A 22,983-nucleotide genomic window follows, 5' to 3' on the forward strand; every position below is an offset into this window, starting at 1 on the left:
CGGGGTGCCTGGATTGCTGACGCTACCCCGGCCGCGCGCCGGCGTCCAGACCCTGCACGCATTTCTTTGGACGATCTTGAGCATCGGGTCGGGTCGGGTCGGTAAGCGCCGATGTACGAGCATCCCGCAGATCTGTGCACAAGGAGGCTGCGCAAGAGCGAACCTTCAAGCGTGACTTCAATCACATCTCTCTCCACAGGCGATGGAATGGAAAACCCCAGCTCAGGCGAGCTAAAGAAATCACCCCGCGGCGTGCCTTCCGGCAGTTTCCACAGGTGTTGTGCACAGGGCGCCCGGCGTTTCGCGCAGACTCTCCACATAGTTATCCACACCCTGGTTTGCATCTTCCGTGTCGCCTCTCTAGCGTGGGGTCCGGCCCATCGGGGAACATCGTCGGCTCGTCTCACGGGGAAACGAGTGCCGAAATGTCAGTGGGGCGTGCTCTGCTTGCGAGCGGACGAAGGGATGCTGCGGCATCCCTTCACCCGCTCTCTTTGGAGTGCCTCGAACCCTCGTGGCCGACCGCTGAGATGACAGAACAGGACGTGGCGCATGTCGATCGCCGACATCTCGGAGGAGCGACTCGGTGGCGCACGCCAGCCCGAGCGCACTCCGCCGCACGACCTGCTCGCGGAGCAGAGCGCGCTGGGCGGCATGCTCCTGTCGAAGGATGCTGTCGCCGACGTCATCGAGACGCTCCGCGGGGCCGACTTCTACGTGCCCAAGCACGAGCTGATCTTCGACGCCATCCTGTCGCTGTACTCCCATGGCGAGCCGACCGATGTGGTCGCGGTCACCGATGAGCTGATCAAGACCGGCGAGCTGCAGCGCGCCGGCGGCGCCGACTATCTGCACACGCTGACCTCGATCGTGCCGACGGCGGCGAACGCCGGCTACTACGGTTCGATCGTCGCCGAGCGAGCGCTCCTGCGCCGGCTCGTCGAGGCCGGCACGCGCATCGTGCAGATGGGCTACTCGGGTCAGGGCGAAGCGCTCGACCTCGTGAACAACGCCCAGGCCGAGATCTACGGAGTCACCGGGGCCGACGCCGCCGAAGACTACATTCCGCTCACGATCGCCGTCGACGCCGCCGTCAACGAGATCGAGGCCGCCCGCGGCCGCGACGGCCAGATGACCGGTGTGCCGACCGGGTTCGCACAGCTCGACCAGCTCACCAACGGCCTGCACCCGGGGCAGCTGATCATCCTCGCGGCACGCCCCGCGCTCGGCAAGTCGACGCTCGCGCTCGACTTCGCCCGCTCGGCGTCGATCAAGCACAACGAGCCCTGCATCTTCTTCTCTCTCGAAATGGGGCGGAGCGAAATCGCGATGCGCCTCATGAGCGCCGAGGCGTCCGTCCCTCTGCAGAACATGCGCAAGGGAACCTTGGACTCACGCGACTGGACGACGATCGCCTCGGTGCGCGGTCGCATCAACGACGCACCTCTCTACATCGACGACAGCCCGAACATGACGCTGGTCGAGATCCGCGCCAAGTGCCGGCGGCTCAAGCAGCGCGTCGGCCTCAAGATGATCGTGATCGACTACCTCCAGCTCATGACCAGCGGCAAGCGCGTCGAGTCGCGCCAACAGGAGGTCTCGGAGTTCTCGCGTGCGCTCAAGCTGCTCGCCAAGGAGCTGCAGGTGCCGGTGATCGCGCTCTCGCAGCTGAACCGCGGTCCCGAGCAGCGCGCCGACAAGAAGCCCGCGCTCTCAGACCTGCGTGAGTCGGGCTCGCTCGAGCAGGACGCCGACATGGTCATCCTCCTGCACCGCGAAGCCGCGTACGAGAAGGAGAATCCGCGCGCGGGCGAGGCCGACCTCATCGTCGCAAAGCACCGCAACGGCCCGACCGACACGGTCACGGTCGCGTTCCAGGGTCACTTCTCGCGGTTCACCGACATGGCGGTCGGCGGGTAGCGGTTCTGTTGTAGGTCTTTTTGAAGTTGTCCATTTCGCGGGAGACTTGTCCACGCGATGTCCAAATGGACATTTCGGCCGCCGACAGAGGTCAGGGGACGCTCGTCCGGGCAGGTCTCGTCGCCCGCGCATGCTGATGCGTTTGACGCACCCAACTGCAACTCCACAACCGGGCGGGTCTTACGCGAATTCAGACGGTCCGTGCGGGTCGCCGTGCCGTAGTTCGATGTGCACCGGGCCAGCGTTGCGGTGAGGGACCGACAATCGCGCAGAGTCACGCGATGATCAACGTAGAAAGCAAGCATCGATTCAGCAGCACGCAGAAGAAGACGTGCGCGAGATTCGCTACGTACTCGCGCATCGAGGGTGTCGCGAGTGGTGCGGTCCGCGGTGCTCGGCCAGAGTGTCATCATGCCGGTACGCTTCACGCTCGACAGCCTCACGTCCAACGCGGGCGACACAATCACCTTCCCGCAGGCCGCGGTGACCGCCATCGTCGGAGGCAACAACGCCGGCAAGTCGCAGCTTCTCCGAGACATCGCGATGGTGATTGCACACCAGGACGCGGTTCCGAAGACGATCACGGCTCTCCAAGTGACACGACCGACGGCAGATTCCGACGAAGCAGCGGCCGAGTGGCTGGACGCGAATGCATCGGTCGCTCAGCCACAGAATGGCCAGCCGCAATGGATACCTAACGTCGGCGGCGGGATTGTGAACGCCAATCACTTCCGAATGTTCTTTCAGTACAGCGCAGACCGGCCGTTTCCGTGGATGGGGTCGGCTGCGCCGTTCTTCGTACACTCCGCTTCGGCCGGTTCGCTCGCGCAGTACGCTTTTGGCAACGCGCCCATGGGACTGCTCCAGGGTGGGGCGATGAACCCCCTCGGCCAGTTGTACCGGGACGGCGACCTCGAGGCGGAGTTGAACACGCTCACGCAGGAAACCTTCGGCGAGAGCGTGGTGCTAGACCGCGCGAACGCCGAGTTCCGCCTGCGCGTTGGCGAAGTCGGCGTGCCCGTGCCTCCGTTGAACCGCCCCACTCGTGATTATGCAGACGCCGTCATGAGGCTCCCCATTCTCGATGAGCAGGGCGACGGCATGCGGAGCTTCATCGGCCTGGCGCTTCTCGTGATGGCTCGGCCGCCGCGGGTGCTTCTCATCGACGAGCCGGAGGCGTTCCTGCATCCGGGCCAGGCTCGCGCGCTCGGTCGGTGGCTCGGCAAGGCTGCGCACGATCGCGGCCTCCAAGTGATCATCGCAACGCACGACCGAGATCTCCTGCTCGGCCTGCTCGAGGCGAATGCCCCGGTCAACGTTTCGCGCATCGTCCGCGAGGGCAACCTCAACCGACTGTCCCAGCTGCCGCCCGAGGAGATTCAGCAAGTGTGGGCCGACCCAGTGCTGCGCTACTCTAACGTCCTGCAAGGTCTGTTCCATCGGCAGGTCGTCGTCTGCGAGTCGGACGGAGACTGCCGATTCTTCGGGGCGGCGCTCGACGATCTCGCCGTCACGACGAACCGCCGTGCCATCGCCGACGACGTCCTCTTCGTTCCGGGCGGCGGAAAGCAACGTGTGGCCGGGATCGCGCGGGCGCTCGGCCGCCTGAAGGTGCGATCGCGCGCTGTCGTCGACTTCGATGTGTTCAGGAGCAAGGACATGCTGCGCGAGATCATCGAGGGTGTCGACGGTGTCTGGACAGAAGAGATTGCGGCCGACTACGTCACGATGGTCCAACCGATTCAGTCGGGGGCGCTCTGGGATCAGGTGAAGCCGCAAGGGCTGGCCGCCGTGCCCGCGGGCGGACCGAACGCCGCGGCGCAGCGGCTTCTCGTCGCCCTGCGAGGGGTCGGCGTGCATGTCGTGCCGGTTGGCGAAATGGAAGGCTTCGACCGCAGCCAGTCACTCCACGGCGCGGCGTGGGTGAGCAACGCGATCGAGAGCGGGGTTCACAAGTCGCGCGGGCTCCGCGATTTCGCAGAGCCGTTCCTCTCGACCTGAGGCCTCAGAGGCGAACCGGTGCGCCCAGGCAGGGCCGCCGCTACGCCCGTCCAAGGACCGCCTATCGCACTGCTCGTCAAGCGCGGCCCGCAGCATGGCGAGAGGGGACAGTCGCGGGCATGCCTGTACCCACCTCGCTGGCGCGCAGCGCTGCGGCCGCGTGGGTTGCTTAGTTGAATTGACTGGTCGCTAGCTACTCGGGCGATCACGTGCGATCGAGAACTCAGCGGTCGACTGAATCGAAGAGGATCTGCGCCGGCTTGAACGCCTCGTATCCGTTATGTTCTCGCAGGATGTACCTGGCTTCGTTGACGGCCACGCTCCACATGTCCCGCGGCCGTGACGAGGAGCCTAGGAGGCGTTCAACAAGCTCGACCGTCTCGTTGCTGATCTCGGTGAACCTTGACCGCAGTTCGTCAAGCGAGACGACCGTGAAGCCACGATCGGCCAAGTCGGAATTGTTGTCCCAGAACTCTTCGAGTTCTGCGTCGGAGACTTCCAGGCGCGTTCGCAGTCCGATCTTGTACACGTCTTGGCTGAGCGTGGACAGGAGTCGCGTGAGTCGGAGTGTCCGGGCTCTCGAGGTGAGAGTCAGATTGAGAGCCTCATCGAGGGGAAGCCTATCCAGCTCGTGCGGGAGTCGAAGGTCACTTGGGTCGGGATCGACTGCCATGTTGCTCCAGTGCTTGCCCTTTCCGCGAGAAGCAGTCCATCGCCATGCCATGAGCCTGAGTCGCAGGAGCCGGATGTCACCCTCCAGCGCCTCCGCTGCCAGTTCAGCTTCGGTGATCTGTCGGGTCGGCTCAGGGGGCGTCTGGGGGGCTGCGCCAGCGACTTCGGCAAGATAGTTCATCGCGTAGACGTTGTTGGCTGCGGTGTATTCGAACAACGCCACTCCGACTTCATCGGCTAGCGCCACGGCCTGGCGACTGTATCCGGATGAAGAGTAGAAGAAGGCGTTTCGGTGCCCATGCGCGGCGCCACGAAGTCGCTGTATGTCGGGGCCACCGACTGGTTGGCTGAGGAACTTCACCTGCGCGGCCGCGTCGTTGGCTATCACGTCGATCCCTCGATCTGCACCCGCAGGGGTGCGCCGCGCGTCGGTGAACCCTAGCTCCCGCATGTGAGCGGCGGCCAGCTCCTCCGCCATCTGCCATGAGAAGATCACTGGCGAACAATATCCGCTCCCGGTGACACGACGGGTACGCGATACGCGCACGCAAAGCGACCGGCTTGCGGACACAAGTAGCGAGTCTTCGAATTGGCTTTACACGAGCACGGCGCGCCGTGCGCCTCCGACTCTCTATCACGCACTCCGTGTCGGCATGAGACGCTCTTCTCATGCAGCGCACCGCCGATCTTCCGCTGAGATCGACCATCGATGACGGGTGGAAGAGCACGGCCTACCTCGCGGTGTTCTGGCTACTCGCGGTCGTCGGGCTTCCCGTCATGACCGGCGCATGGTTGCTGCCGCCGGTGGCATCTCTCGAAGAGCTCACCGAGCAAGGTAAAGCGGTCGCGGCCGGCACGTCGACGGCTGGGACCACGTTCTTCTACGGAGTTCTTCCCCTCGTCCTTGCCCATGTGGTCGGTCTTGTCCTCCTGTGCACCATCGGTGGGGCCGGCCGATACAACCGCTGCTCTGGTCTTTTGCTCGGAGTCGGCGCTGTCGCCGCTGCGTCCATCGTCGGGCTCACCGTGACACTAATCATCTTCGGCGGCCAACTCGTTGCGACATCCAATTACGTGCCCTGACAGCGCGCCGGGAGTTGGGTCGCCGAACTCCGTGCGGTCCCCGCTGTTGAGGGACCCCCCAACGCACTGAATTCGCCTCGCCGGGATCTCGGGGAGCCATTCCGCCATCTCGGAGCCAGGTATCGCCGACTGCGGGAGGATGGAGGGCACCCAGACGATCCGAGGTAACCCGTGGACCTGCCCTCCCTTGAGAATCTCGCCTACCCTGCAGGCGATGAAGGCGATCACCCGGGCGGTGGGCATTGCGCGTCGCTCGGCGGAGGGACCCGTGAGGAGAGCCGCCTAGCGATGGTCGATCAGTATGCCACCGCACTGCGCGTGCTCGTGGATGCCGCGGAGGCCTCCGGGGACGGGTGGGGCCTCACCCGCCCGATCCTGTTCGCTGTGCACCAGCTGTGCGAGAACGCGCTCGACGTGGCGAACGATCGCGAAGGGGTGAGCGTGTCACACAGCGGAAAGGACCGTCACGCGCTCGCCGTCAATATGTCCGGCGCTGTCGCTGGCGGCGTCTACGACCATCTGACGCCCGACGAGCGCCAGTGGTGCGAACGCTTCGTCAAGAAGATCGTGCCGCTGACGGGAAACGGCTTCCCGGGGCGATTCGCTGACGGCACGGTGTCCGGAAAGAGCCAGCTCGACGACCTGTGGTGCTGCATCAACCCCGCAGCCCTCCGTGATGCGGCGCTGATGTTCGCCGGCCTCACCGTCCTCAACGCCGGGCTCGAGGAGACGGCGCCCGCGGGAGCCGGCGCCTGACCCCGTCGCGTGCAGATCCGGCGAGCGTTGACCGCCAGAATCCGCCGATCTGTTAACGTCCTGAATCTGTCCCGGTGACCGACGGCCATGAGGGTCAGAAGGGCTCGCCATTCACCTTCGGAATCCGTCAACGGTCGGCTGAGATTTGCCGGCGCTGCCGTCCTAAAAGCGATTGCTCCTGAGGTGGGCGGCGTCTTTGCACACCGTGGTGAGCGCAGCGACCGCACGTTCGCTGCTTCCGCCGAAGAGCCCGCTAAGCACCGGGGTCCAACCCGGTCCTGCAGCCTCAGCCTCGTTCAGCATCTGCTGCTCTGGTGGCTCATCGACATAGCGATGGCGCCAGGTGTAGCGGCCGTACCCAGGTCGACGCCCGTAGTAGGCCTTGATCTGCGACCGTGCATCTGCGCCGATCGCATCCATGAGAATCTCCGCCCTATCGAAGGCCTCGGCATAGTCTTCGTCGCCGCTGAAGTCCGCCTCGAAGAGGGGAGCCAGGAGAGTGTAGATGTGATCGGAGATGGGTGTGTATCTGCCTCCAACTCTCCCTGCGTGGAGAGCAATAACGAGATCCTCGTCGAGAGGGACACCTTCGTCGCGTTTGCAGAGCACCGACCCAAGCCAGTTCCAGTCGCCTACAACAGACGCCACGCCAGCGGTCGCGATGAAGGGGAGTCGAATGTTGTTCGGGAGTGACACCGCGGCCTCTTCGGTAGCAGCCCGCAGCATGCCGTAATTCGCCTTGGTGAGCGCTGCGATGGTGGTGACATAGGTGATCACAATGGCTGGATACTCGTGGACGTATCGGAACAGATTCAGGCCGGTCGGTTGGGATGACTCCTGCCCAAAGGCTTGGATTGTCTTGGTGAGTTCCGACTGCTGCTCGGCCTGTCCGTATCTGGCGATGAGCTTGAGCGGCTCGAGCATCGGTGCGACGACTGCCTCGTAGTCGAGAATCCGGTCGATCCACGCGAGGGTCATGGGCGGATCGATCGGTTGGCCGCCCTCGGCCTGAATGGGATATCGCGTGCGGTCTGAAAGGGTTTCCAGAACTGGCCGACGGAGTGAGGCGAGGTACTCGTCGTAGTCCATGACTAGAGTCGGGTTGCGAATCAGGTCGCGCAGGCGATCGATGCCGTTGTCCGCTCTCTTCGCCGATGCGACGGCGTCAAGGATCACGGGCGAAGGAATGCCGGGACTGCTTTCCATGACTCGGTGGATCGCCGTGATCAGCCTGGCCTGATTGGCGGACTTCTGCTCCCCGAATAGATCGAGTCGGTGGATCGTTCGGTTGAGGTAACGCCCACCGCCAAGGTCCACTGCCGGGATATCGCATTCGTCGAATCGAACGGTCATCAGCCAACTCGTGTCGAGGGGACGCAGGCGGTACTCATCCGCAGCGATCATCAGTTCCGCGTACTGATACGAGGTGTTTCTCGCGTCGAGCGCGGACGAGAAGCACGCAAGAAATACGATCGCGCCACCCTGAATGGCCTCCCGAATCTTCAGTTCCCAGTTATCGCCGGGCCAAAGATCGCTGGTGTCGCGCCACACCTTGAAGTCGGCGGCCTCCAGGATGCCTTGGAGCTCGTCAACGAGCGCTTTGTCCTCCCGAATGTAGGACAGGAAAACATGCTTCGCGGTCACGGTCACACCGTATCGGTCACTGATCCGTCTCGTGGCGCTGCAGGGCCGACCTGCGGTTACCCCGCCGCGACTCTTGCGAGCGCTACAGCCCGCGCGTTGCGAGCCGGTGCGCTGTTGTCTAGCGGGAGGCTCAGCGTCAATTCACCTGTGAGCTCGCGGTCGAGATCAAGGGTGAGGGAGACGACTGCCGGCCACGGTGCGTCGTCCGCTTGCTTCGCTTCAAGGGAATCAACTCGCACGCGCTTGACTGCCGAGCGCGGGATGCTTTCCGCGGCAACCGAATGTGCGACCTCGGGTCCGGTTCGAACCGGATTCTTGAACGACACGCGGACGATTGTCGAGTCAGTGACCACAACGATCGACCCCTCGGGCAAGAGTTGGTCACGGATATCTGCATCGGCGAACAACGCCTCGCGCCCACCGGCCAGCAGCACGGCTCGGGCGAGAAGGTTCCAAAGCCACTTTGCGTCGGTGTGGTAGTCCACCATGGCTCTCGCCAGGTCCGATAGCCCATCGCAGAGTGCATTAATCGCATCTCTTAGCTCGTCGTTTGTCATAGTCCCTCCGGATGGATCGCCCAATGCTCGCACGTCGCGCGGTATTCACGGAGCCCTATTCTGATGGACTCACCGGTCATCACGGGAGCAACCGGCGTGCCTTCAGCAGCAGCTCGGATGCCGCCGCCGCACGACAACGACATCACCGTCGTTCACAAATTCGTCAATTGCGGTCCGCTAACCGAGACGATTGTCAACAGAACTGTTGCCGCGGCCCGCTGAGGGATCTATCCGATCGGACTGTCGCACCGAGCCGATAGCGTCAGATCGAGATCGGGAGGGTGTTGATGAAGCCGGAAGTTGCCGTTGTCGAGCTGAAGAAGCTGAAGGAACAGGCGGTCGATGACCCACTCGTGCAATCCTCCACACCGCAGCACAAGGAGTGGAAGGCCAAAGTCGTGGCGGTACTCGAACGTAGCCTCGGTGCTGATTCGTCTACCGTGCAGCAGTTCAAGAAACTGAGCTATCACATCGGCTTCTACAGCGGCGCCCCTGGGGAGGCGGAAGAAGACGCTCGGTACTTTCGTGGTCGCGTTCAGGATGCCGCTGGTCTGATCGAGGCGGCCATCTATGAGCTCGAGTTGTCCGTTGGTGCCCCCGCAATCGAAGGTGGTAGCTACGACTCGGGCCTGTGGGACCACATCAAGCATTCCGTGGAAGAAGAGCGGTGGGAGCAGGTGGCCAGCGCAGCCGCAATCTACGTTGAGGACAAAGTGCGTCGGTGGGCGGGCAACCCGACCAACCAGGACGGCGGCAGGCTGATTGGTCAGACTCTATTCGCCAAACCGCTCGGACCGGACGGCGTGCTCGCGCTGGGGAGCCAGCGCAACGAGACGGAGGGCTGGCGCAGCCTCGGAACGGGAATGGTCGCGGCCATCAGCAACGTCGATCGTCACAATATTCAAGAGCGGGCTGACGCGAAACAGTATGCCCTCGGGGTGCTGGGCCTCGCGAGCTTACTACTCACCCAAATCCGCTACGAGCACGCCGACGCGATCACGCCGGCAGCCGGGTCGCGCTGACCTCGGAATTGGCGCGCACAGTTCCACTCGACAACGATCGCTAATCCGCATCGCCGCAAAGGGATCCATGACAATTCATCTTCAGGCTTGTGACCGGGTCTGGCTATCCTGAGCTGCGTGCGCCGAACCGACCATCCACTCCCCTCCGCTTGGGATCGATCCGGGCTTGAAGCACTCGGGTTCACGGGCTTCGTTCCACTAGTCGGACTGAACCCTCGCGGAGTGCCTCAGGGACACGGGGTCTACGTCGTGTTGCGTCCCGACATTGAACGCCCCCACACCGTCCTTGAGGAGAACCCGGTCAGACGAGCGCGCCTTCGCAAGTACACGCTGGACGACCTCAATCGTTGTTGGGTTGCCGGCACACCCGTTGTCTACATCGGCAAGGCCATGGGACAAGAGGGACTCCGGGATCGCCTCAAACCCTTCAGCATGAAGAGCGCTAGCCACTCGGGTGGTCGTGCGATCTGGCAATTGCAGGAAGCCGATTCGCTGCTTGTGTGCTGGAAAGAAACTCCCGGCTACCCTGCTGACCGAGTCGAGGACGACCTCATTGACCAATTCAAGGCTGTCTACGGGCTCACCCCGTTCGCGAATGTTCGCGAACGCGGACACCACTGAGTGCTGTTTGGCGTTCGGACGCATCGGCCCCGCTTCCGCGCATTGCCCGTATGCGGATCCGCTTGCGGCACTTGGACTGACGTGGAGGCCGACTGGCAACGCGACGATCTGATACAGCCGTAGGACTCTGCCAATTCGTATGGAATCGGGGTCCCGATTTCACTGCCAACTGTCGGGGAATCCCGGCCATAGTGCCAACCGCAGCGGGAACCTGCGGGTTCGTGTAGGTTCCGCGCGGAGATGTCCGTTGCGCGGATGACTTGGCCACGCGATGTCCATCAGGGACAACCCCGTCGGCCGGCTAGCTGTAGCTCTCTCCCAGCCTTTCCGTGAAGTGCGTCGAGCATAGGCTGAATCGGTGGATGATCACCGGCTCGGCTCCTCCGAAACCTCGATGGGTTACGCCGGGCGCGATCCTGTTGAGTTGGAAATCGGAGGCCTATCTCGAACCCAACTCTTCGAAGCGTTGCGTGTGAGTGGTGTGTCGCTGAACGCTCACGCCGAAGCGCTTATGGCGCATCCCATTTTCGATGACGGCGCGCGCGAGACGGTCCGCATCGTGGACCGCACGGTCGCGGAGCTCGGTTTGACCGATGGCGGAACGATGCCTCAGGTCTTTGCCGCTGCAGAGGAATACGGTCTCGGGCTCTGTCCAGTCGTCACCGGCCCCTATCTACGATTGGCCTGGGGAAAGCAGACCAACTCGTCTACCTCGGTGATGTCCGCCGGGCATTCCCCCGCTGGAGCGTTGAATGTTGCTTCACCCGTGCTGAACGACGACATCGAGTTCCCCAAAGGGTTCTACCTGCGCGTCGTCGACGGTCAGCCGTGGCTGCGCGGATTTCGATGTGACGATCTGTACGTCTTCTCGCCCGATGTCAGATTCGCTCTCCGCCAGATCATCTAGCAGGGGCGTCTTCGCCCATCTCGAGCCCGAGTTGACACGGCAACCACGTTGCGCAGCCCCATTGGGTCGGACACAGTGCGCCCTGCGCGGATCAAGTTCGATCTGTCACAGTCAGCGATGGAGCGGAGCGTTGCGAGATCTCATCGTCACTCGAGACCGGTAGGTTCGGCTCGGTGGCAGGGAACAGGACTCAAACAGCCCGCGTCGTGATGATGTGCGGCCCCGGTGGCGCAGGCAAGACGACCTGTGCCAAACGCCTTGAGCGCCAGGGCTGGACGCGCTTGTCGTTCGAGGTGGAGTTCTGGGATCGCGGAATCACGACGATGCCCTCCGCGGACGTTGTGGCGGAGATCGCAGCAGAGCTGAAGGCGCGGTTATTGCGTGAGGTGGCAACGGGGAAGGACGTCGTGCTCGACTTCGGGTTCTGGTTCCGGCGACAGCGCGACGAGTACCGCGCACTGCTCGCACCGCAGGGCATCGTGCCGAAGACGGTGTACGTCGCGACGGATCTCGAGACCATCCTGAGCCGGGTCGGTGGCCGACACGGTAAGCAGGCGGATGATTGGCCGCTGACCGAGCAGACGGCGACTGAGTACTTCGAGCGGTTTGAGCCGCCGACGCCCGAGGAAGGACCGCTCGATGTCATCAGCTAGGGCCGTACCTACTCACGCCAGCGAGATGTAGGGCGGTCACATCGTGGAGTTCACGATTGAACCGGGAGATCCGTCGCAGCACCGACGTCGTCGGCATCTTCCCCAGCCGCGACAGCATCATCCGCCTGGTCGGCGCCGTGCTCGCCGAGCAACACGACGAGTGGACCGAGCAACGCCGCTACCTCGGCCTCGAAGCCATAGCCAAAGCCCGCCGCGTCGGCGACCCTGAACCCGAGGAGGTGACCGAACCCGGCCTTCAAGCCCTCACCGCCTGACCCCCCAGAACGAAGGATCACACGATCACCGATACACCACGTCCAAGGACTTGACCGCGTGCTTCTTCTCCGCCGACGGCACCGGATCCTGCCACGCGGAGTTCGCCTAGTTCGAGTGTTGTCGACCTTCCGGTCGACTTCGTAGCTGACTACTTGCGCGATCGCTCTCGAATGAGATCATCGATCCGCTTCTCCAGGCGGTCGTTGGCGGCTTCGAGTTCGAGGACACGTCGGGCACCGAGGAGGTTGATGCCTTCGGCAAGCAGTTCGGCGATTCGCCTGAGCACAGCGAGGTCGTCGACGCTGTAACGCCGGGTGCCACCGGCTGTCCTGGCGGGTGTCAGGAGACCTTTGCGTTCATAAAGACGCAGCGTCTGTTCGCCCAGCCCGGTCAGTTCCGCTGCGACCGCGATCGCGTACACCCCGCGTGCGTCCTCAGACATTCAGCTCCTCAAGAATCTTCGCGAACGGACTTGCGAGATTGGGTGTGGTGGAGTTATAAAATCTATACCCAACGACATAGAAGTGTCGAGGGATCAACCGAACTAGTGAATTGGAGGAGATCAGAAATGCTGTTGCAACATGACCCGTTCCGTGAACTCGACCGGCTCACTCAGCAGGTGTTCGGAACCGTGACCCGACCCAGTGGGATGCCCCTGGACGCGTGGCGCGAGGGAGACGACTTCGTCGTCGAACTCGACCTCCCCGGCATCGACCCGGGAAGGCTCGACATCGACGTGGAACGCAATGTGCTCACCATCAAGGCAGAGCGGCTGAGCCGGATGCCGGACGCGTCGAATATGGTCGCCGCGGAACGGCCGTGGGGTGTCTTCAGCCGTCAGCTCGTCCTGGGCGACGCGCTGGATACCGAGAGGGTCGACGCCGACTACACGGCGGGCGTCCTGCGGCTACGGATCCCCGTCGCCGAGCAGGCCAAGCCCCGCAAGATCAGCATCACCAGCAGCGACCCCGTCAACACGGGAAAGGAGACCGCCAGCATCCTTTCCTGACGCGAAACACCACACACCACAGCGGAGGTGGGCAGATGATCTTGACGACGATCACCCTTACTGAGCTCGACGCGGGCGAACGAGACGATCTGCAGATGCTGCTGGCCGACCCGGAGTGGGTGGACAGAGAGTTTCTCGCCATCATGCAGGCCTCCGGACTGGCAGACTCCCTCGCAACCCGAGCGACTCCCCGTCCGGCCTTCCCGGCACACGACGGGCCGGGCGGACGAGAAGCTCCAGTGCGAATGGACAGGCATCAGGAGCGCCAGATCAACGTCGGAACTCGAGTCCGGTCACCCCCGGCGGACCACCGGTAGCTCACGCGAAACCCGCAGACCCAGGGTCTGCGGGTTTCGTCATGCCACGGCCGGAACCACTGCCAGCTGCCGCGGCATCCAGGCATCCTCCGCTATCTCGACCAGACGCGAACGGAGCTCCTGCTGGACAGTCGCCTGGCCCGCGCGAACTTTACCTAGGCGTAACACGGACGTGACATCAGCCGCGATCCCCGAAGTTACTGTGAAGCAATCAGATTGCATTACAGTGAACTTCAACTTCGGAGGTCCCGTGACCATCACAGCTCCGCCTCATCAATCCGAACGCGTCGAGCTCGGCGAGCGAGTGCGGTTGCGCGACCGCGCACTCGCTGATGGCGTCCGCTTCATCCTCGCCGTCTTCGTCGACCTCAACGGCAAGCCCTGCGCGAAACTGGTGCCCACCGCCGCCGCAGACCAACTGGAGGACGGCGAGCTCGGCTTCGCCGGCTTCGCCGCGGGCCTCATCGGCCAGAAGCCGCAGGACACCGACCTCATCGCCGTGCCCGACCTGGATTCGTACGCGCCGATCCCGTTCGTGCGAGAGGGCCTAGCAATCGTGCACTGCGACCCGCACGTGAACGGAGAACCATGGCCTTTCGCACCGCGCGTCATCCTCAAGCGCGCGATCGCCGCACTCGCCGAGCGGGGTCTCCGCGCCAAGGTCGGTGCTGAGGTCGAGTACTTCCTCGTTGACCGCGACGAGGCCGGTGCACTCGTGACCGCCGACCGCCGTGACGAGGGTGCGCGTTCCTGCTACGACGCCCGCGGCGTCACGCGCATGTACGACCATCTCTCCGCCGTGAGCGAGGCCATGAACGCGCTCGGGTGGGAAAACTACGCCAACGACCACGAGGACGCTCCCGGACAGTTCGAGCAGAACTTCGCCTATGACGACGCTCTGGTCACGGCGGACCGGGTCATCACCCTCCGCTACCTCATCAGCATGCTCGCCGAGCAGCGCGGGATGACGGCGACCTTCATGCCGAAGCCGTTCACCGACCGGGCGGGCAGCGGCCTGCACATGCACATCTCGCTGTGGAACGACGACGGTGCAGCGTTCCCTGCGCACGGCGACCCGCGCGGGCTCGGCCTCTCCGACACGGCATACGCGTTCGTCGGCGGCGTGTTGGAGCACGCGCCGGGCCTGCAGCTCTTCCTCGCCCCGAGCGTCAACTCTTATAAGCGCCGCGGCGCCACCACGAGCGCGTCGGGGGCGACCTGGTCGCCCAAGCACGCGACTTATGGCGGCAACGACCGCACCCACTTCATCCGCGTGCCGGACGGCAATCGCATCGAGCTTCGCGCTGGCGATGGCTCGGCGAACCCTTACCTCGCCCTCGCGGCGACTGTGTTCGCGGGCCTGCACGGTCTGGAGATGTCGACAGACCCCGGCGACCCGTGCGGTCCGGGAGAGTCACGCTCGACCTCCACTGTCCTCCCGCAGACCCTGCTGCACGCAGTGCACGCCCTCCGCGACAACTCCGTGCTGCTGGCAGCGCTGGATGCCGGGCACGGCGTCGGCGCATACTTCGCCGACGCCAAGGAGGACGAGTTCCTCCGCTGGCACAACACCGTCACCGACTGGGAACTCGACCACTACCTCACCGCCTACTGAGCCCTGCTCCGGCGACCACACGAACGACGAAGGGAACACCATGTGCGGCATCGCGGCACTCCAGATCCGCAACCCCGCCCTGCGCGGCCAGCTCGGCGCGCTGATGCACGGCATGCTGTGCGAGATCGTCGAGCGGGGCCCCGACTCCGCCGGTCTGGCGCTGTACGACTCGGCGACACTCACTCCCGAGGGCTCGGCGACGGTCACACTCATCGGCGGCCCCGGTGTGGACGTGCTCGCATCCCGGCTCACGGAACTGCTGCCCGCATCCGCGGTCTCCGTCACCGACTACGCCGAAACGACGCTCGTGAACGCCCGCACCACGCCAGCCGTGCTCGAGTCGGCGATCGCGGAAGCGGCCCCCCACGCGCAAGTCATCGGGCGCGGCTCGCACGTCGCCGTGCTCAAGGGCGTCGGTCACCCTGTCGAGCTCGCCGAGACGTACAAGCTGACCTCCACAAGCGGCACGCAGGGTCTCTCGCACACCCGCATGGCCACCGAGTCAGCCGTCACCGCTTCGGGCGCGCACCCATTCACGGTCGCGGAAGACCTCTGCCTCGTGCACAACGGCTCGTTCAGCAATCACGCCTCCATCCGGCGGATGCTGCGCCAAGAAGGTGTGCACTTCGACAGCGAGAACGACTCCGAGGTCGCAGCACGGTTCATCGCATGGCGGATGTCGACCCATCACGAGGATCTGACGACCGCGCTCGAGCGGCTCGGCGAGGTGTTCGACGGCTTCTACACCCTCGTGGTGACCACCGCCGACAGCATGGCCGTCGTCCGCGACCCCATCGCGTGCAAGCCGGCGATCATCGCCGAGACCGACGACTGGGTCGCGATGGCCTCTGAATACCGCGCGCTTGCGGGCCTTCCCGGCATCGAGAGTGCGCGAATCTTCGAGCCGTCTCCCGGCGTCATCTACACCTGGAACGTGTCCGTCCCCGTCATCGAAGGAGCAGTCCTGTGACCACCTCGACCCTCGCAGAAACCACCCGCGTCGACCTGGCCGACGCCTCCGTTCGCTCCCTGAACCAGGCGCTGCACGAGGCGGTGACCGGCTCCGCCTGGGTCGTCGACTCGCCGCTCGGCCAGCACAACATCGCGGTCGGGATAGACGCCGACATCGACGTGACGGTCAACGGACACGTCGGCTACTACTGCGCGGGCATGCACAAATCCGGTGCGGTCACCGTGCACGGTAGTGCCGGCGTCGGCCTCGCCGAGAACATCATGTCGGGCACGGTTCACGTCACTGGCGACGCATCGCAGTCCACCGCGGCGACCGGCCACGGCGGGCTGGTGATCGTCGACGGCAACACCGGCGCCCGCTGCGGCATCTCCATGAAGGGGGTGGACATCGTCGTGGGGGGCAGCATCGGCCACGCGTCTGCGTTCATGGCGCAGGCCGGTCGCCTCGTCGTCTGCGGCGACGCAGGGGAAGCCCTCGGCGACTCGATCTACGAGGCGCGCATCTACGTCCGCGGCACGGTCGCTTCCCTCGGTGCCGACTGCATCGAGAAGCCCATGCGCGAGGAGCACCTGGCCGAGCTCGCCGATCTGCTCCTGCGCGCCGGACGAACGGAAGAACCGTCGCAGTTCCGCCGGTACGGCTCGGCCCGCAACCTCTATCACTTCAAAGTCGACAACGCCGGCGCGTATTGAGCCGTTGAGGAGCAACCAAATGAACACCGATCTCGCCGCCCGCGGTCTCCGCGAATCCGCGACCTTCGACCGCGCCACCATCAACGACATCCAGCGCGCAGCATCCACCGGCATCTACGACATCCGCGGCTGGGGCGCCAAGCGTTCGCTGCCCCACTTCGACGACCTGCTGTTCCTGGGTGCGAGCATGTCGCGCTACCCGCTCGAGGGTTACCGCGAGCGGTGCGGCACCGACGTCACCCTCGGTGCCAGGAACGCGCTCGAGCCCATCACGCTGGACATTCCCGTCACGATCGCGGGCATGAGCTTCGGCGCGCTGTCCGCCAATGCGAAGGAGGCCCTCGGTCGCGGCGCCAGCGAAGCCGGAACCTCCACCACCACCGGCGACGGTGGCATGACACCCGAGGAGCGGGGCCAGTCCACGCGGCTGGTCTACCAGTACCTTCCTTCGCGATACGGGATGAACCCTGACGACCTCCGCAAGGCCGACGCGATCGAGATCGTGCTCGGCCAGGGCGCGAAGCCCGGCGGAGGCGGCATGCTCCTCGGCCAGAAGGTCAGCGAACGCGTCGCCGGCATGCGCACCCTGCCGGTCGGCATCGATCAGCGCTCGGCCAGCCGGCACCCCGACTGGACCGGCCCCGACGATCTCACCATCAAGATCGCGGAGATCCGGGAGATCACCGACTGGCGCAAGCCCATCTACGTGAAGATCGGTGCCTCCCGGCCCTACTACGACACCGCTCTTGCGGTGAAGGCGGGAGCCGATGTCGTCGTCCTCGACGGCATGCAGGGCGGGACCGCCGCCACGCAGCAGGTGTTCATCGAGCATGTGGGCATACCGACGCTCGCCGCGATCCGCCCCGCCGTTCGCGCGTTGCAGGAGCTCGGCGTTCATCGCACCGGGGTGCAGCTCATCGTCTCGGGCGGCATCCGCAACGGCGCAGACGTGGCGAAGGCGCTGGCTCTCGGAGCGGATGCGGTCGCGATCGGCACAGCGGCGCTCATCGCCCTCGGCGACAACGACCCTCGCTTCGACGACGAGTACCGCAAGCTCGGCTCGGCGGCCGGCTACTACGACGACTATCAGGACGGACGCGACCCTGCGGGCATCTCGACGCAGGATCCCGAACTCTCGGCTCGGCTCGACCCGGTCGAGGGCGGCCGCCGCCTGGCGAATTACCTTCGGGTACTGACCCTCGAGGCGCAGACCATCGCGCGGGCGTGCGGCAAGTCGCACGTGCGCAACCTCGAGCCGGAAGACCTCGTGGCCCTGACTGTCGAGTCGGCTGCGATGGCCGGCGTACCACTCGCCGGCACCAGTTGGATCCCCGGTTCGAGCTGACCCCGTTCACCGAAGAGAGACATCGCAGTGACCCAGCAGATCATCGCGGTCATAGGTGCCGGCCTCGCCGGTGCCGCAGCCGCCTACCGCCTCGCCCTCCGCGGGCACGCTGTGCTCGTTCTCGAGCGCGACGTGCCCGCGAGTGAGAAGGGCAGCTCGCACGGCTCCGCCCGCATCTTCCGCTACGCCTACCCCGACCCGTTCTACACGCGGCTCGCGCAGGACGCCCACACCGGATGGGAGCAGCTGCAGGATGCGGCGGGCCGCCGCCTCATCACACCCACCGGCGCCGTCGACTTCGGCATCCGCCGAGATCCTGCCAGGCTCGCTGCGGTTCTGGCCGATTCAGGTATCGATCACGAGCTGCTCGATGCGAAACAGGCGCTGAGCCGATGGCCCGGGATCGCGACCCGAGGCCCCGTGCTGTGGCATAAGGGCGCCGGCGTCATCGACGCGCACGAGAGCGTTCACGCCATGCTCGATCTTGCGACCGCTGCGGGCGCCGAGGTGCACACCGGCGTGGAAGTGATCCGAGTGGAGCGGGACGGCTCGGGGTACATCGTCCACGCACTGGACGGCGAGCGGTTCGAGACCGATCAGGTGGTCGTCGCCGCCGGTGGTTGGCTCCCCGAGTTGCTCGGCGCGCTCGATCTGCCGCACGAGCGGATCGCGCGCTTCCCGCGCCTCCAGGTCAAGAAGGAGTTCGCGCTGCACTTTCCCTACCGCGACGGCGGCGCGGCTTGGCCGACGCTCATCTACAAAGGCGACGACATCGACGTGTACGGGTTGCCGGGCGGTCGCGACGCCGACTTCGCCGGCCAGAAGGTCGCCCAGTACAACGGAGGCCCGGTGATCGACTCCTCCCGCGACAACGACGGTGGCATCGACGCTGCATCCCGGGACCGGCTGATCTCGTGGGTGCGTGAGCACCTGCCCGGTCTCGAGCCGGAGCCGTACGCCGCCACCACCTGCGTGTTCACGAACACACCGGAGGAAGACTTCGTGATCGACCGCGTCGGGGGGATCACGATCCTGTCGCCCTGCTCGGGTCACGGCGCGAAGTTCGCGCCGCTCGTCGGCGAGTTGGCCGCCCGCCTCGTCAGCAATGAGTCGGGCGTCCCCATCCGGTTCCGTCCGCTGACACTCAAGGTCGCCGCGTGACGGGCGTTGCGGGTCTTCTCGGTGAGATCGCCGGCATCGGTCGCGACAGCGCGCGGGGGGGTTACAGCAGACAGGGCTACTCCAGGACCGAGACCGAACTCCGCGAATGGTTCGTCGCGCATGCGGAGCGTCGCGGCCTCGACGTGCGACGCGACCGCAACGGAATCACCTGGGCCCGGTGGAACCCCGCCAGTGTTGACGGCAAGGCGATCGTCACCGGCAGCCACCTCGATTCCGTCCCGGGCGGCGGCGGGTACGACGGGCCGCTGGGGGTGGCATCCGCGCTCGTCGCAATCGACCTGCTCGCCGCGCGCGGCGTGCGTCTGAATCGCCCGATCGACGTAGCCGTCTTCCCCGAGGAAGAAGGCTCGCGCTTCGGACTCGCGTGCCTCGGCTCTCGTCTCGCCGCGGGCGCGGTGGATCCGTCGCGCGCGCTCGCGCTGCGCGACGACGCCGGCGACACGTTCGCCGACGTGCTCCGACGCGACGGTCTCGATCCGGCCCACATCGGCGCGGACCACGAGCTGCTCGAGAGCATCGAGGCGTTCGTCGAACTGCACGTCGAGCAAGGCCGCGGCCTCATCGACATCGGTCAGCCGGTCGCGATCGGCGCATCGATCCTCGCCCACGGCCGGTGGCGCATCACGATCGACGGCCAGGGCAACCACGCCGGTACGACGCTGATGAGCGACCGGCACGATCCCATGGTCGCGGCGTCCCGGATGATCGTCGAGATTCGCGACGCCGCGTGCGCCGTCTACGACGCGCGCGCGACCGTCGGCAGGCTCGTGCCGGTCCCGAGCGGCACCAACGTGATCGCCTCACGCGTCTCGTTCTGGCTCGACGTGCGCCACCCCGACACCGCGGTCACCGCGTCGCTGGTCTCCCGCATCCGCGATCTCGTCGCCCGTGTCGGTGCAGAGGAAGGATGCGTCGCCACCACGACGGAGGAATCGCTGAGCCCGACGGTTCACTTCGACGCGGGTCTGCGCTCGACGCTGCGCGCCACGCTGCCCTACGCGGTCGAGCTCGGCACCGGCGCCGGCCACGATGCGGGTATCCTCGCCGAACACATCCCGACGGCGATGCTGTTCGTCCGCAACCCCACCGGCATCTCGCACTCACCGGAGGAGCTGGTGGAAGACGCCGACGCCGAGATCGGCGCGGCGCAGCTCGCAGACGTGCTCGCCGCCCTAGCGTCCCCCGGCCCCAGGGCGCCGCATCCGCCCACGTAGACTGACGCCATGACAGCCGGGGCCGAGGAGCGCGACCCCGGCGTCGGCGGGCTGGAGCCGGTGATCGCTGAGCAGGTGCGCCGCTACCGTACGCAGCTCGGGCTCACCGCCGCGGATCTCGCGGCCCGCACCGGACTGTCGAAGGCCATGATCTCGCGCATCGAATCAGCGACGACCTCATGCTCGCTCACGACACTGCAGCGGCTCGCGGAGGGATTCAGCATCCCCGTGACGGCGCTCTTTCGCGGCGTGGACACTGACCGCGAGTCATCATTCACCAAGGCCGGAGCGGGCAGCCTGGGCATTCGAAGCGGCACTCAGCATGGCCACGAGTACCGGATGTTGGGAGTCTTGCGTGATGTACCAGACGCTCTCGAGCCCACCTTGGTCACACTCACGGATGCGTCGAACGTTTTCCCGCTGTTTGAACACCCTGGCACGGAGTTCCTCTACATCCTGGAGGGTCGAATGAGGTACGGGCACGGAGGCTATACGTACGAAATGGCGGCAGGCGACTCTTTGCTTTTCGATGGGGAGGGTCCGCACGGGCCGCTCGAACTGCTGGAGCTCCCCATCCGATTCCTTGCGGTGAGAACCCGCTGACCGTTCCACTACGACGGCTCGAAGCGCATCTGCCGTCAGTGCGGCGTGGGCATCTCGCGTAGTCGGTTGACGTGATGTCGCTGCGTGTCGGTGACCTCCGTCACGAACCGAGCCACAACATCGATGTCGTTCGCTGAGTACGCGGAGCTCACCGCGAAGCCGTCCTCGAGCGCCGGGCCGATCAGTCTCCACGATTGCTGCTGCGCTTCGGGTGTCGCACGGACGACCGTCTTCCGGCGGTCGACGTTGTGGGGCTCACGGGCCGCATAGCCCGCACGCTCTAGGCGATCGAGCATCGTGGTGACGCTCCCGCTCGTGAGGTTCAGGCGCTGGGCGATCATTTTGGGCGTGATCTCCACGTCCGGCTCGGTGACGAGAATCTCGAGGCAGCGCAGGTCGGTCGAGTTCACGCCGAGCAGGCGCGCACATTCGCGGTCGAAATCGTCAACGGCTGCCTGATAGGCCTGCATGCTCGCACCGAGCCGCTGCACCTTGACGGTCAAGTCACTTGACATTCAAGCTTCTTCCAGTGAAGATCGTTTGACAATCAAGATAACACCGGAGACAACGGAATGACAAAAGTACTCATCATCGGCGGCGGAGTCGCCGGGCCGACAGCTGCGGTCGCGCTGACCAAGATCGGGATGGAAGTCAAGCTCTTCGAGGCACAGGCGGAAGATGCGAACCCGCGGGGCTCATGGCTGAACTTCCAGGCGAACGGCCTCGACGCGCTTCGATCGATCGGAGCGGGGCACTGGGTCGAGCAACTGGGCTACCCGGTGGAGACGATGAGCTTCGTCAACGGCAAACTCAAGGACCTCGGCCAGATGCCCATGGCCTTCCGGCGCCCTGACGGCCTCAGTTCACGCATGGTTGCGCGCGCCGATCTCTTCCAGGCACTTGCCGAGATGGCACGGTCGCACGGCGTGAAGGTGCACCACAACAAGCGATTCACCACCGCCCGGATGGCACCCGGCGGTGTGACCGCTCTGTTCGAAGACGGCTCAGAGGCGACCGGCGACGTCCTCATCGGAGCCGACGGCATCCACTCCAAACTTCGCCGGTTGATCGACCCCACCGCCCCCGCGCCGCGGTATGTTCCGGTGCTCAACGTCGGTGAATACATCCCCGGGTTCTCGGTGCCCGCGCCCAGGCATGACTTCCGGATGCAGTTCGGTACCAAGTCATTCTTTGCGTGGATGAACACCGACGATGGAGGCGCCATCTGGTTCGCTAACCCACCGATGAAGCAAGAGCCCGCCCGCGGCGAGCTCGCGAAGATCACCGACCAGCAGTGGCGTCGGTCGCTCCACGAACTTATGGACGGCGACGCCGGCCCCGCGTCCGCGATCATCGACGCGACCCCCGGTCCGATTGAGGGCTGGGCAACCTACGACTTGCCGGTCGTGAAGAAGTGGCACGACGGGGCCCGCATGATCGTCATCGGCGACGCCGCGCATGCGACCTCACCCGCATCTGGACAGGGCGCATCCATGGCGCTCGAAGACGCCGTGATCCTCGCCCAGTGCCTGCGCGACTGCCCGACCACCGCTTCCGCGTTCACGACCTACGACGCGCTACGCCGTGAGCGCGTGGAGAAGATCGTTGAGAACGGCCACCGCTCATCGTCCGAGAAGGCGGCCGGCCCTGTCATGCGCGTCATCCGCGACGCGTTCCTACCAGGCAAGTTCCGCGCTGCAGCAAAAGATGGCGGCCAGTCAATGATGTGGCTCCAGGGGCACCATATCGAGTTCGACAAGCCCATAACTCCCATCCCCGTCTGACGCTTCGCCCACCCCTGGGGGCGCGGAAGGAGTGACAGCACACGACTGGAGAGAGACGAGGATGAGAGCCACGCGATCTTGGGTGGCGCACTTTCGGCATCCTGCAGGAAACCTCGTGTGAGTCGCGGGCCCGCTCG

23 protein-coding genes and 1 pseudogene are annotated in these 22,983 nt (G+C 65.2%); 18 read left to right on the plus strand and 6 right to left on the minus strand.

The window, feature by feature from the left end:
- The first annotated feature begins 552 nt into the window (after positions 1-552).
- Positions 553-1,920 carry a replicative DNA helicase gene (gene dnaB, locus ACFE6Z_RS12170; protein ID WP_375385956.1) on the plus strand — a complete coding sequence of 456 codons (1,368 nt, stop codon included), beginning with the start codon at positions 553-555 and terminating at the stop codon, positions 1,918-1,920.
- Here dnaB and ACFE6Z_RS12175 read toward each other — a convergent pair.
- On the minus strand, positions 1,881-2,414 hold the full coding sequence (locus ACFE6Z_RS12175; protein WP_375385957.1) for a hypothetical protein: 534 nt from the start codon (positions 2,412-2,414) through the stop codon (positions 1,881-1,883). The genes dnaB and ACFE6Z_RS12175 overlap by 40 nt on opposite strands.
- On the opposite strand from ACFE6Z_RS12175, the gene ACFE6Z_RS12180 reads away from it, so the two are divergent.
- Entirely contained in the window at positions 2,404-3,921 is a 1,518-nt protein-coding gene (locus ACFE6Z_RS12180; RefSeq protein WP_375385958.1) for an ATP-dependent endonuclease, read from the plus strand. The genes ACFE6Z_RS12175 and ACFE6Z_RS12180 overlap by 11 nt on opposite strands.
- 223 nt (positions 3,922-4,144) lie before the next feature.
- On the opposite strand, the gene ACFE6Z_RS12185 is transcribed toward ACFE6Z_RS12180, so the two are convergent.
- Positions 4,145-5,089 (minus strand): restriction endonuclease, encoded by a 945-nt coding sequence (locus ACFE6Z_RS12185; protein ID WP_375385959.1) that lies wholly within the window; start codon positions 5,087-5,089, stop codon positions 4,145-4,147.
- 173 nt (positions 5,090-5,262) lie between these two features.
- Between ACFE6Z_RS12185 and ACFE6Z_RS12190 the strand changes: the two genes are divergently transcribed.
- Entirely contained in the window at positions 5,263-5,676 is a 414-nt protein-coding gene (locus ACFE6Z_RS12190; protein WP_375385960.1) for a hypothetical protein, read from the plus strand.
- 288 nt (positions 5,677-5,964) lie between these two features.
- Positions 5,965-6,432, plus strand: a complete 468-nt coding sequence (locus ACFE6Z_RS12195) for a hypothetical protein (RefSeq protein WP_375385961.1) — start codon at positions 5,965-5,967, stop codon at positions 6,430-6,432.
- A gap of 162 nt (positions 6,433-6,594) precedes the next feature.
- Here the strand turns inward: ACFE6Z_RS12195 and ACFE6Z_RS12200 are convergent, their stop codons facing one another.
- The gene (locus tag ACFE6Z_RS12200; protein ID WP_375385962.1) at positions 6,595-8,076 is read right to left on the minus strand and encodes a toll/interleukin-1 receptor domain-containing protein; all 1,482 of its coding nucleotides are present in this window, start codon (positions 8,074-8,076) and stop codon (positions 6,595-6,597) included.
- Positions 8,077-8,132: 56 nt separating this feature from the next.
- The gene (locus ACFE6Z_RS12205) at positions 8,133-8,564 is read right to left on the minus strand and encodes a hypothetical protein (protein ID WP_375385963.1); all 432 of its coding nucleotides are present in this window, start codon (positions 8,562-8,564) and stop codon (positions 8,133-8,135) included.
- A 356-nt stretch (positions 8,565-8,920) separates the two neighbouring features.
- On the opposite strand from ACFE6Z_RS12205, the gene ACFE6Z_RS12210 reads away from it, so the two are divergent.
- The 5 genes and pseudogenes from ACFE6Z_RS12210 to ACFE6Z_RS12230 all read left to right on the plus strand — a co-directional run.
- The gene (locus ACFE6Z_RS12210) at positions 8,921-9,655 is read left to right on the plus strand and encodes a TIGR02391 family protein (RefSeq protein WP_375385964.1); all 735 of its coding nucleotides are present in this window, start codon (positions 8,921-8,923) and stop codon (positions 9,653-9,655) included.
- 222 nt (positions 9,656-9,877) lie between these two features.
- The gene (locus ACFE6Z_RS12215; protein WP_375385965.1) at positions 9,878-10,276 is read left to right on the plus strand and encodes a hypothetical protein; all 399 of its coding nucleotides are present in this window, start codon (positions 9,878-9,880) and stop codon (positions 10,274-10,276) included.
- A gap of 358 nt (positions 10,277-10,634) precedes the next feature.
- Positions 10,635-11,183, plus strand: a complete 549-nt coding sequence (locus ACFE6Z_RS12220; RefSeq protein WP_375385966.1) for a hypothetical protein — start codon at positions 10,635-10,637, stop codon at positions 11,181-11,183.
- Positions 11,184-11,356: 173 nt separating this feature from the next.
- Positions 11,357-11,836: an AAA family ATPase gene (locus ACFE6Z_RS12225; protein WP_375385967.1), complete on the plus strand. Its 480-nt coding sequence runs from the start codon at positions 11,357-11,359 to the stop codon at positions 11,834-11,836.
- A 47-nt stretch (positions 11,837-11,883) separates the two neighbouring features.
- Positions 11,884-12,111 (plus strand): annotated as a pseudogene (locus ACFE6Z_RS12230) (transposase); the annotation flags it as partial.
- A gap of 149 nt (positions 12,112-12,260) precedes the next feature.
- Here the strand turns inward: ACFE6Z_RS12230 and ACFE6Z_RS12235 are convergent.
- A complete protein-coding gene (locus ACFE6Z_RS12235; protein ID WP_375385968.1) occupies positions 12,261-12,533 on the minus strand; it encodes a MerR family transcriptional regulator in 273 nt (90 codons plus the stop codon).
- Between the two features lie 147 nt (positions 12,534-12,680).
- On the opposite strand from ACFE6Z_RS12235, the gene ACFE6Z_RS12240 reads away from it, so the two are divergent.
- From ACFE6Z_RS12240 to ACFE6Z_RS12275, 8 genes are all read left to right on the plus strand, one after another.
- Positions 12,681-13,121 carry an Hsp20/alpha crystallin family protein gene (locus tag ACFE6Z_RS12240; RefSeq protein ID WP_375385969.1) on the plus strand — a complete coding sequence of 147 codons (441 nt, stop codon included), beginning with the start codon at positions 12,681-12,683 and terminating at the stop codon, positions 13,119-13,121.
- 567 nt (positions 13,122-13,688) lie between these two features.
- Entirely contained in the window at positions 13,689-15,053 is a 1,365-nt protein-coding gene (gene glnT / locus ACFE6Z_RS12245) for a type III glutamate--ammonia ligase (RefSeq protein ID WP_375385970.1), read from the plus strand.
- 40 nt (positions 15,054-15,093) lie between these two features.
- Positions 15,094-16,023 (plus strand): glutamine amidotransferase, encoded by a 930-nt coding sequence (locus tag ACFE6Z_RS12250; protein ID WP_375385971.1) that lies wholly within the window; start codon positions 15,094-15,096, stop codon positions 16,021-16,023.
- Positions 16,020-16,718 (plus strand): protein glxC, encoded by a 699-nt coding sequence (locus ACFE6Z_RS12255; protein ID WP_375385972.1) that lies wholly within the window; start codon positions 16,020-16,022, stop codon positions 16,716-16,718. The genes ACFE6Z_RS12250 and ACFE6Z_RS12255 overlap by 4 nt, the downstream gene beginning before the upstream one ends.
- A 19-nt stretch (positions 16,719-16,737) precedes the next feature.
- Positions 16,738-18,063, plus strand: coding sequence for an FMN-binding glutamate synthase family protein (locus ACFE6Z_RS12260; RefSeq protein ID WP_375385973.1), 1,326 nt, complete (start codon positions 16,738-16,740; stop codon positions 18,061-18,063).
- Positions 18,064-18,090: 27 nt separating this feature from the next.
- Positions 18,091-19,224, plus strand: a complete 1,134-nt coding sequence (locus tag ACFE6Z_RS12265; RefSeq protein ID WP_375385974.1) for an FAD-dependent oxidoreductase — start codon at positions 18,091-18,093, stop codon at positions 19,222-19,224.
- A complete protein-coding gene (locus ACFE6Z_RS12270) occupies positions 19,221-20,459 on the plus strand; it encodes an allantoate amidohydrolase (protein WP_375385975.1) in 1,239 nt (412 codons plus the stop codon). The genes ACFE6Z_RS12265 and ACFE6Z_RS12270 overlap by 4 nt, the downstream gene beginning before the upstream one ends.
- Positions 20,460-20,468: 9 nt before the next feature.
- Positions 20,469-21,062, plus strand: coding sequence for a helix-turn-helix domain-containing protein (locus tag ACFE6Z_RS12275; RefSeq protein WP_375385976.1), 594 nt, complete (start codon positions 20,469-20,471; stop codon positions 21,060-21,062).
- Positions 21,063-21,097: 35 nt separating this feature from the next.
- Here ACFE6Z_RS12275 and ACFE6Z_RS12280 read toward each other — a convergent pair whose 3' ends face one another.
- Complete coding sequence (locus ACFE6Z_RS12280; protein WP_375385977.1) at positions 21,098-21,577, minus strand: MarR family winged helix-turn-helix transcriptional regulator; 480 nt, start codon at positions 21,575-21,577, stop codon at positions 21,098-21,100.
- 57 nt (positions 21,578-21,634) lie between these two features.
- Here ACFE6Z_RS12280 and ACFE6Z_RS12285 point away from each other — a divergent pair, with 57 nt between their 5' ends.
- The gene (locus ACFE6Z_RS12285; RefSeq protein WP_375385978.1) at positions 21,635-22,846 is read left to right on the plus strand and encodes an FAD-dependent oxidoreductase; all 1,212 of its coding nucleotides are present in this window, start codon (positions 21,635-21,637) and stop codon (positions 22,844-22,846) included.
- Positions 22,847-22,983 lie beyond the last annotated feature (137 nt).

This window comes from uncultured Microbacterium sp. (assembly GCF_964244775.1).
Taxonomy (GTDB): Bacteria; Actinomycetota; Actinomycetes; order Actinomycetales; family Microbacteriaceae; genus Microbacterium.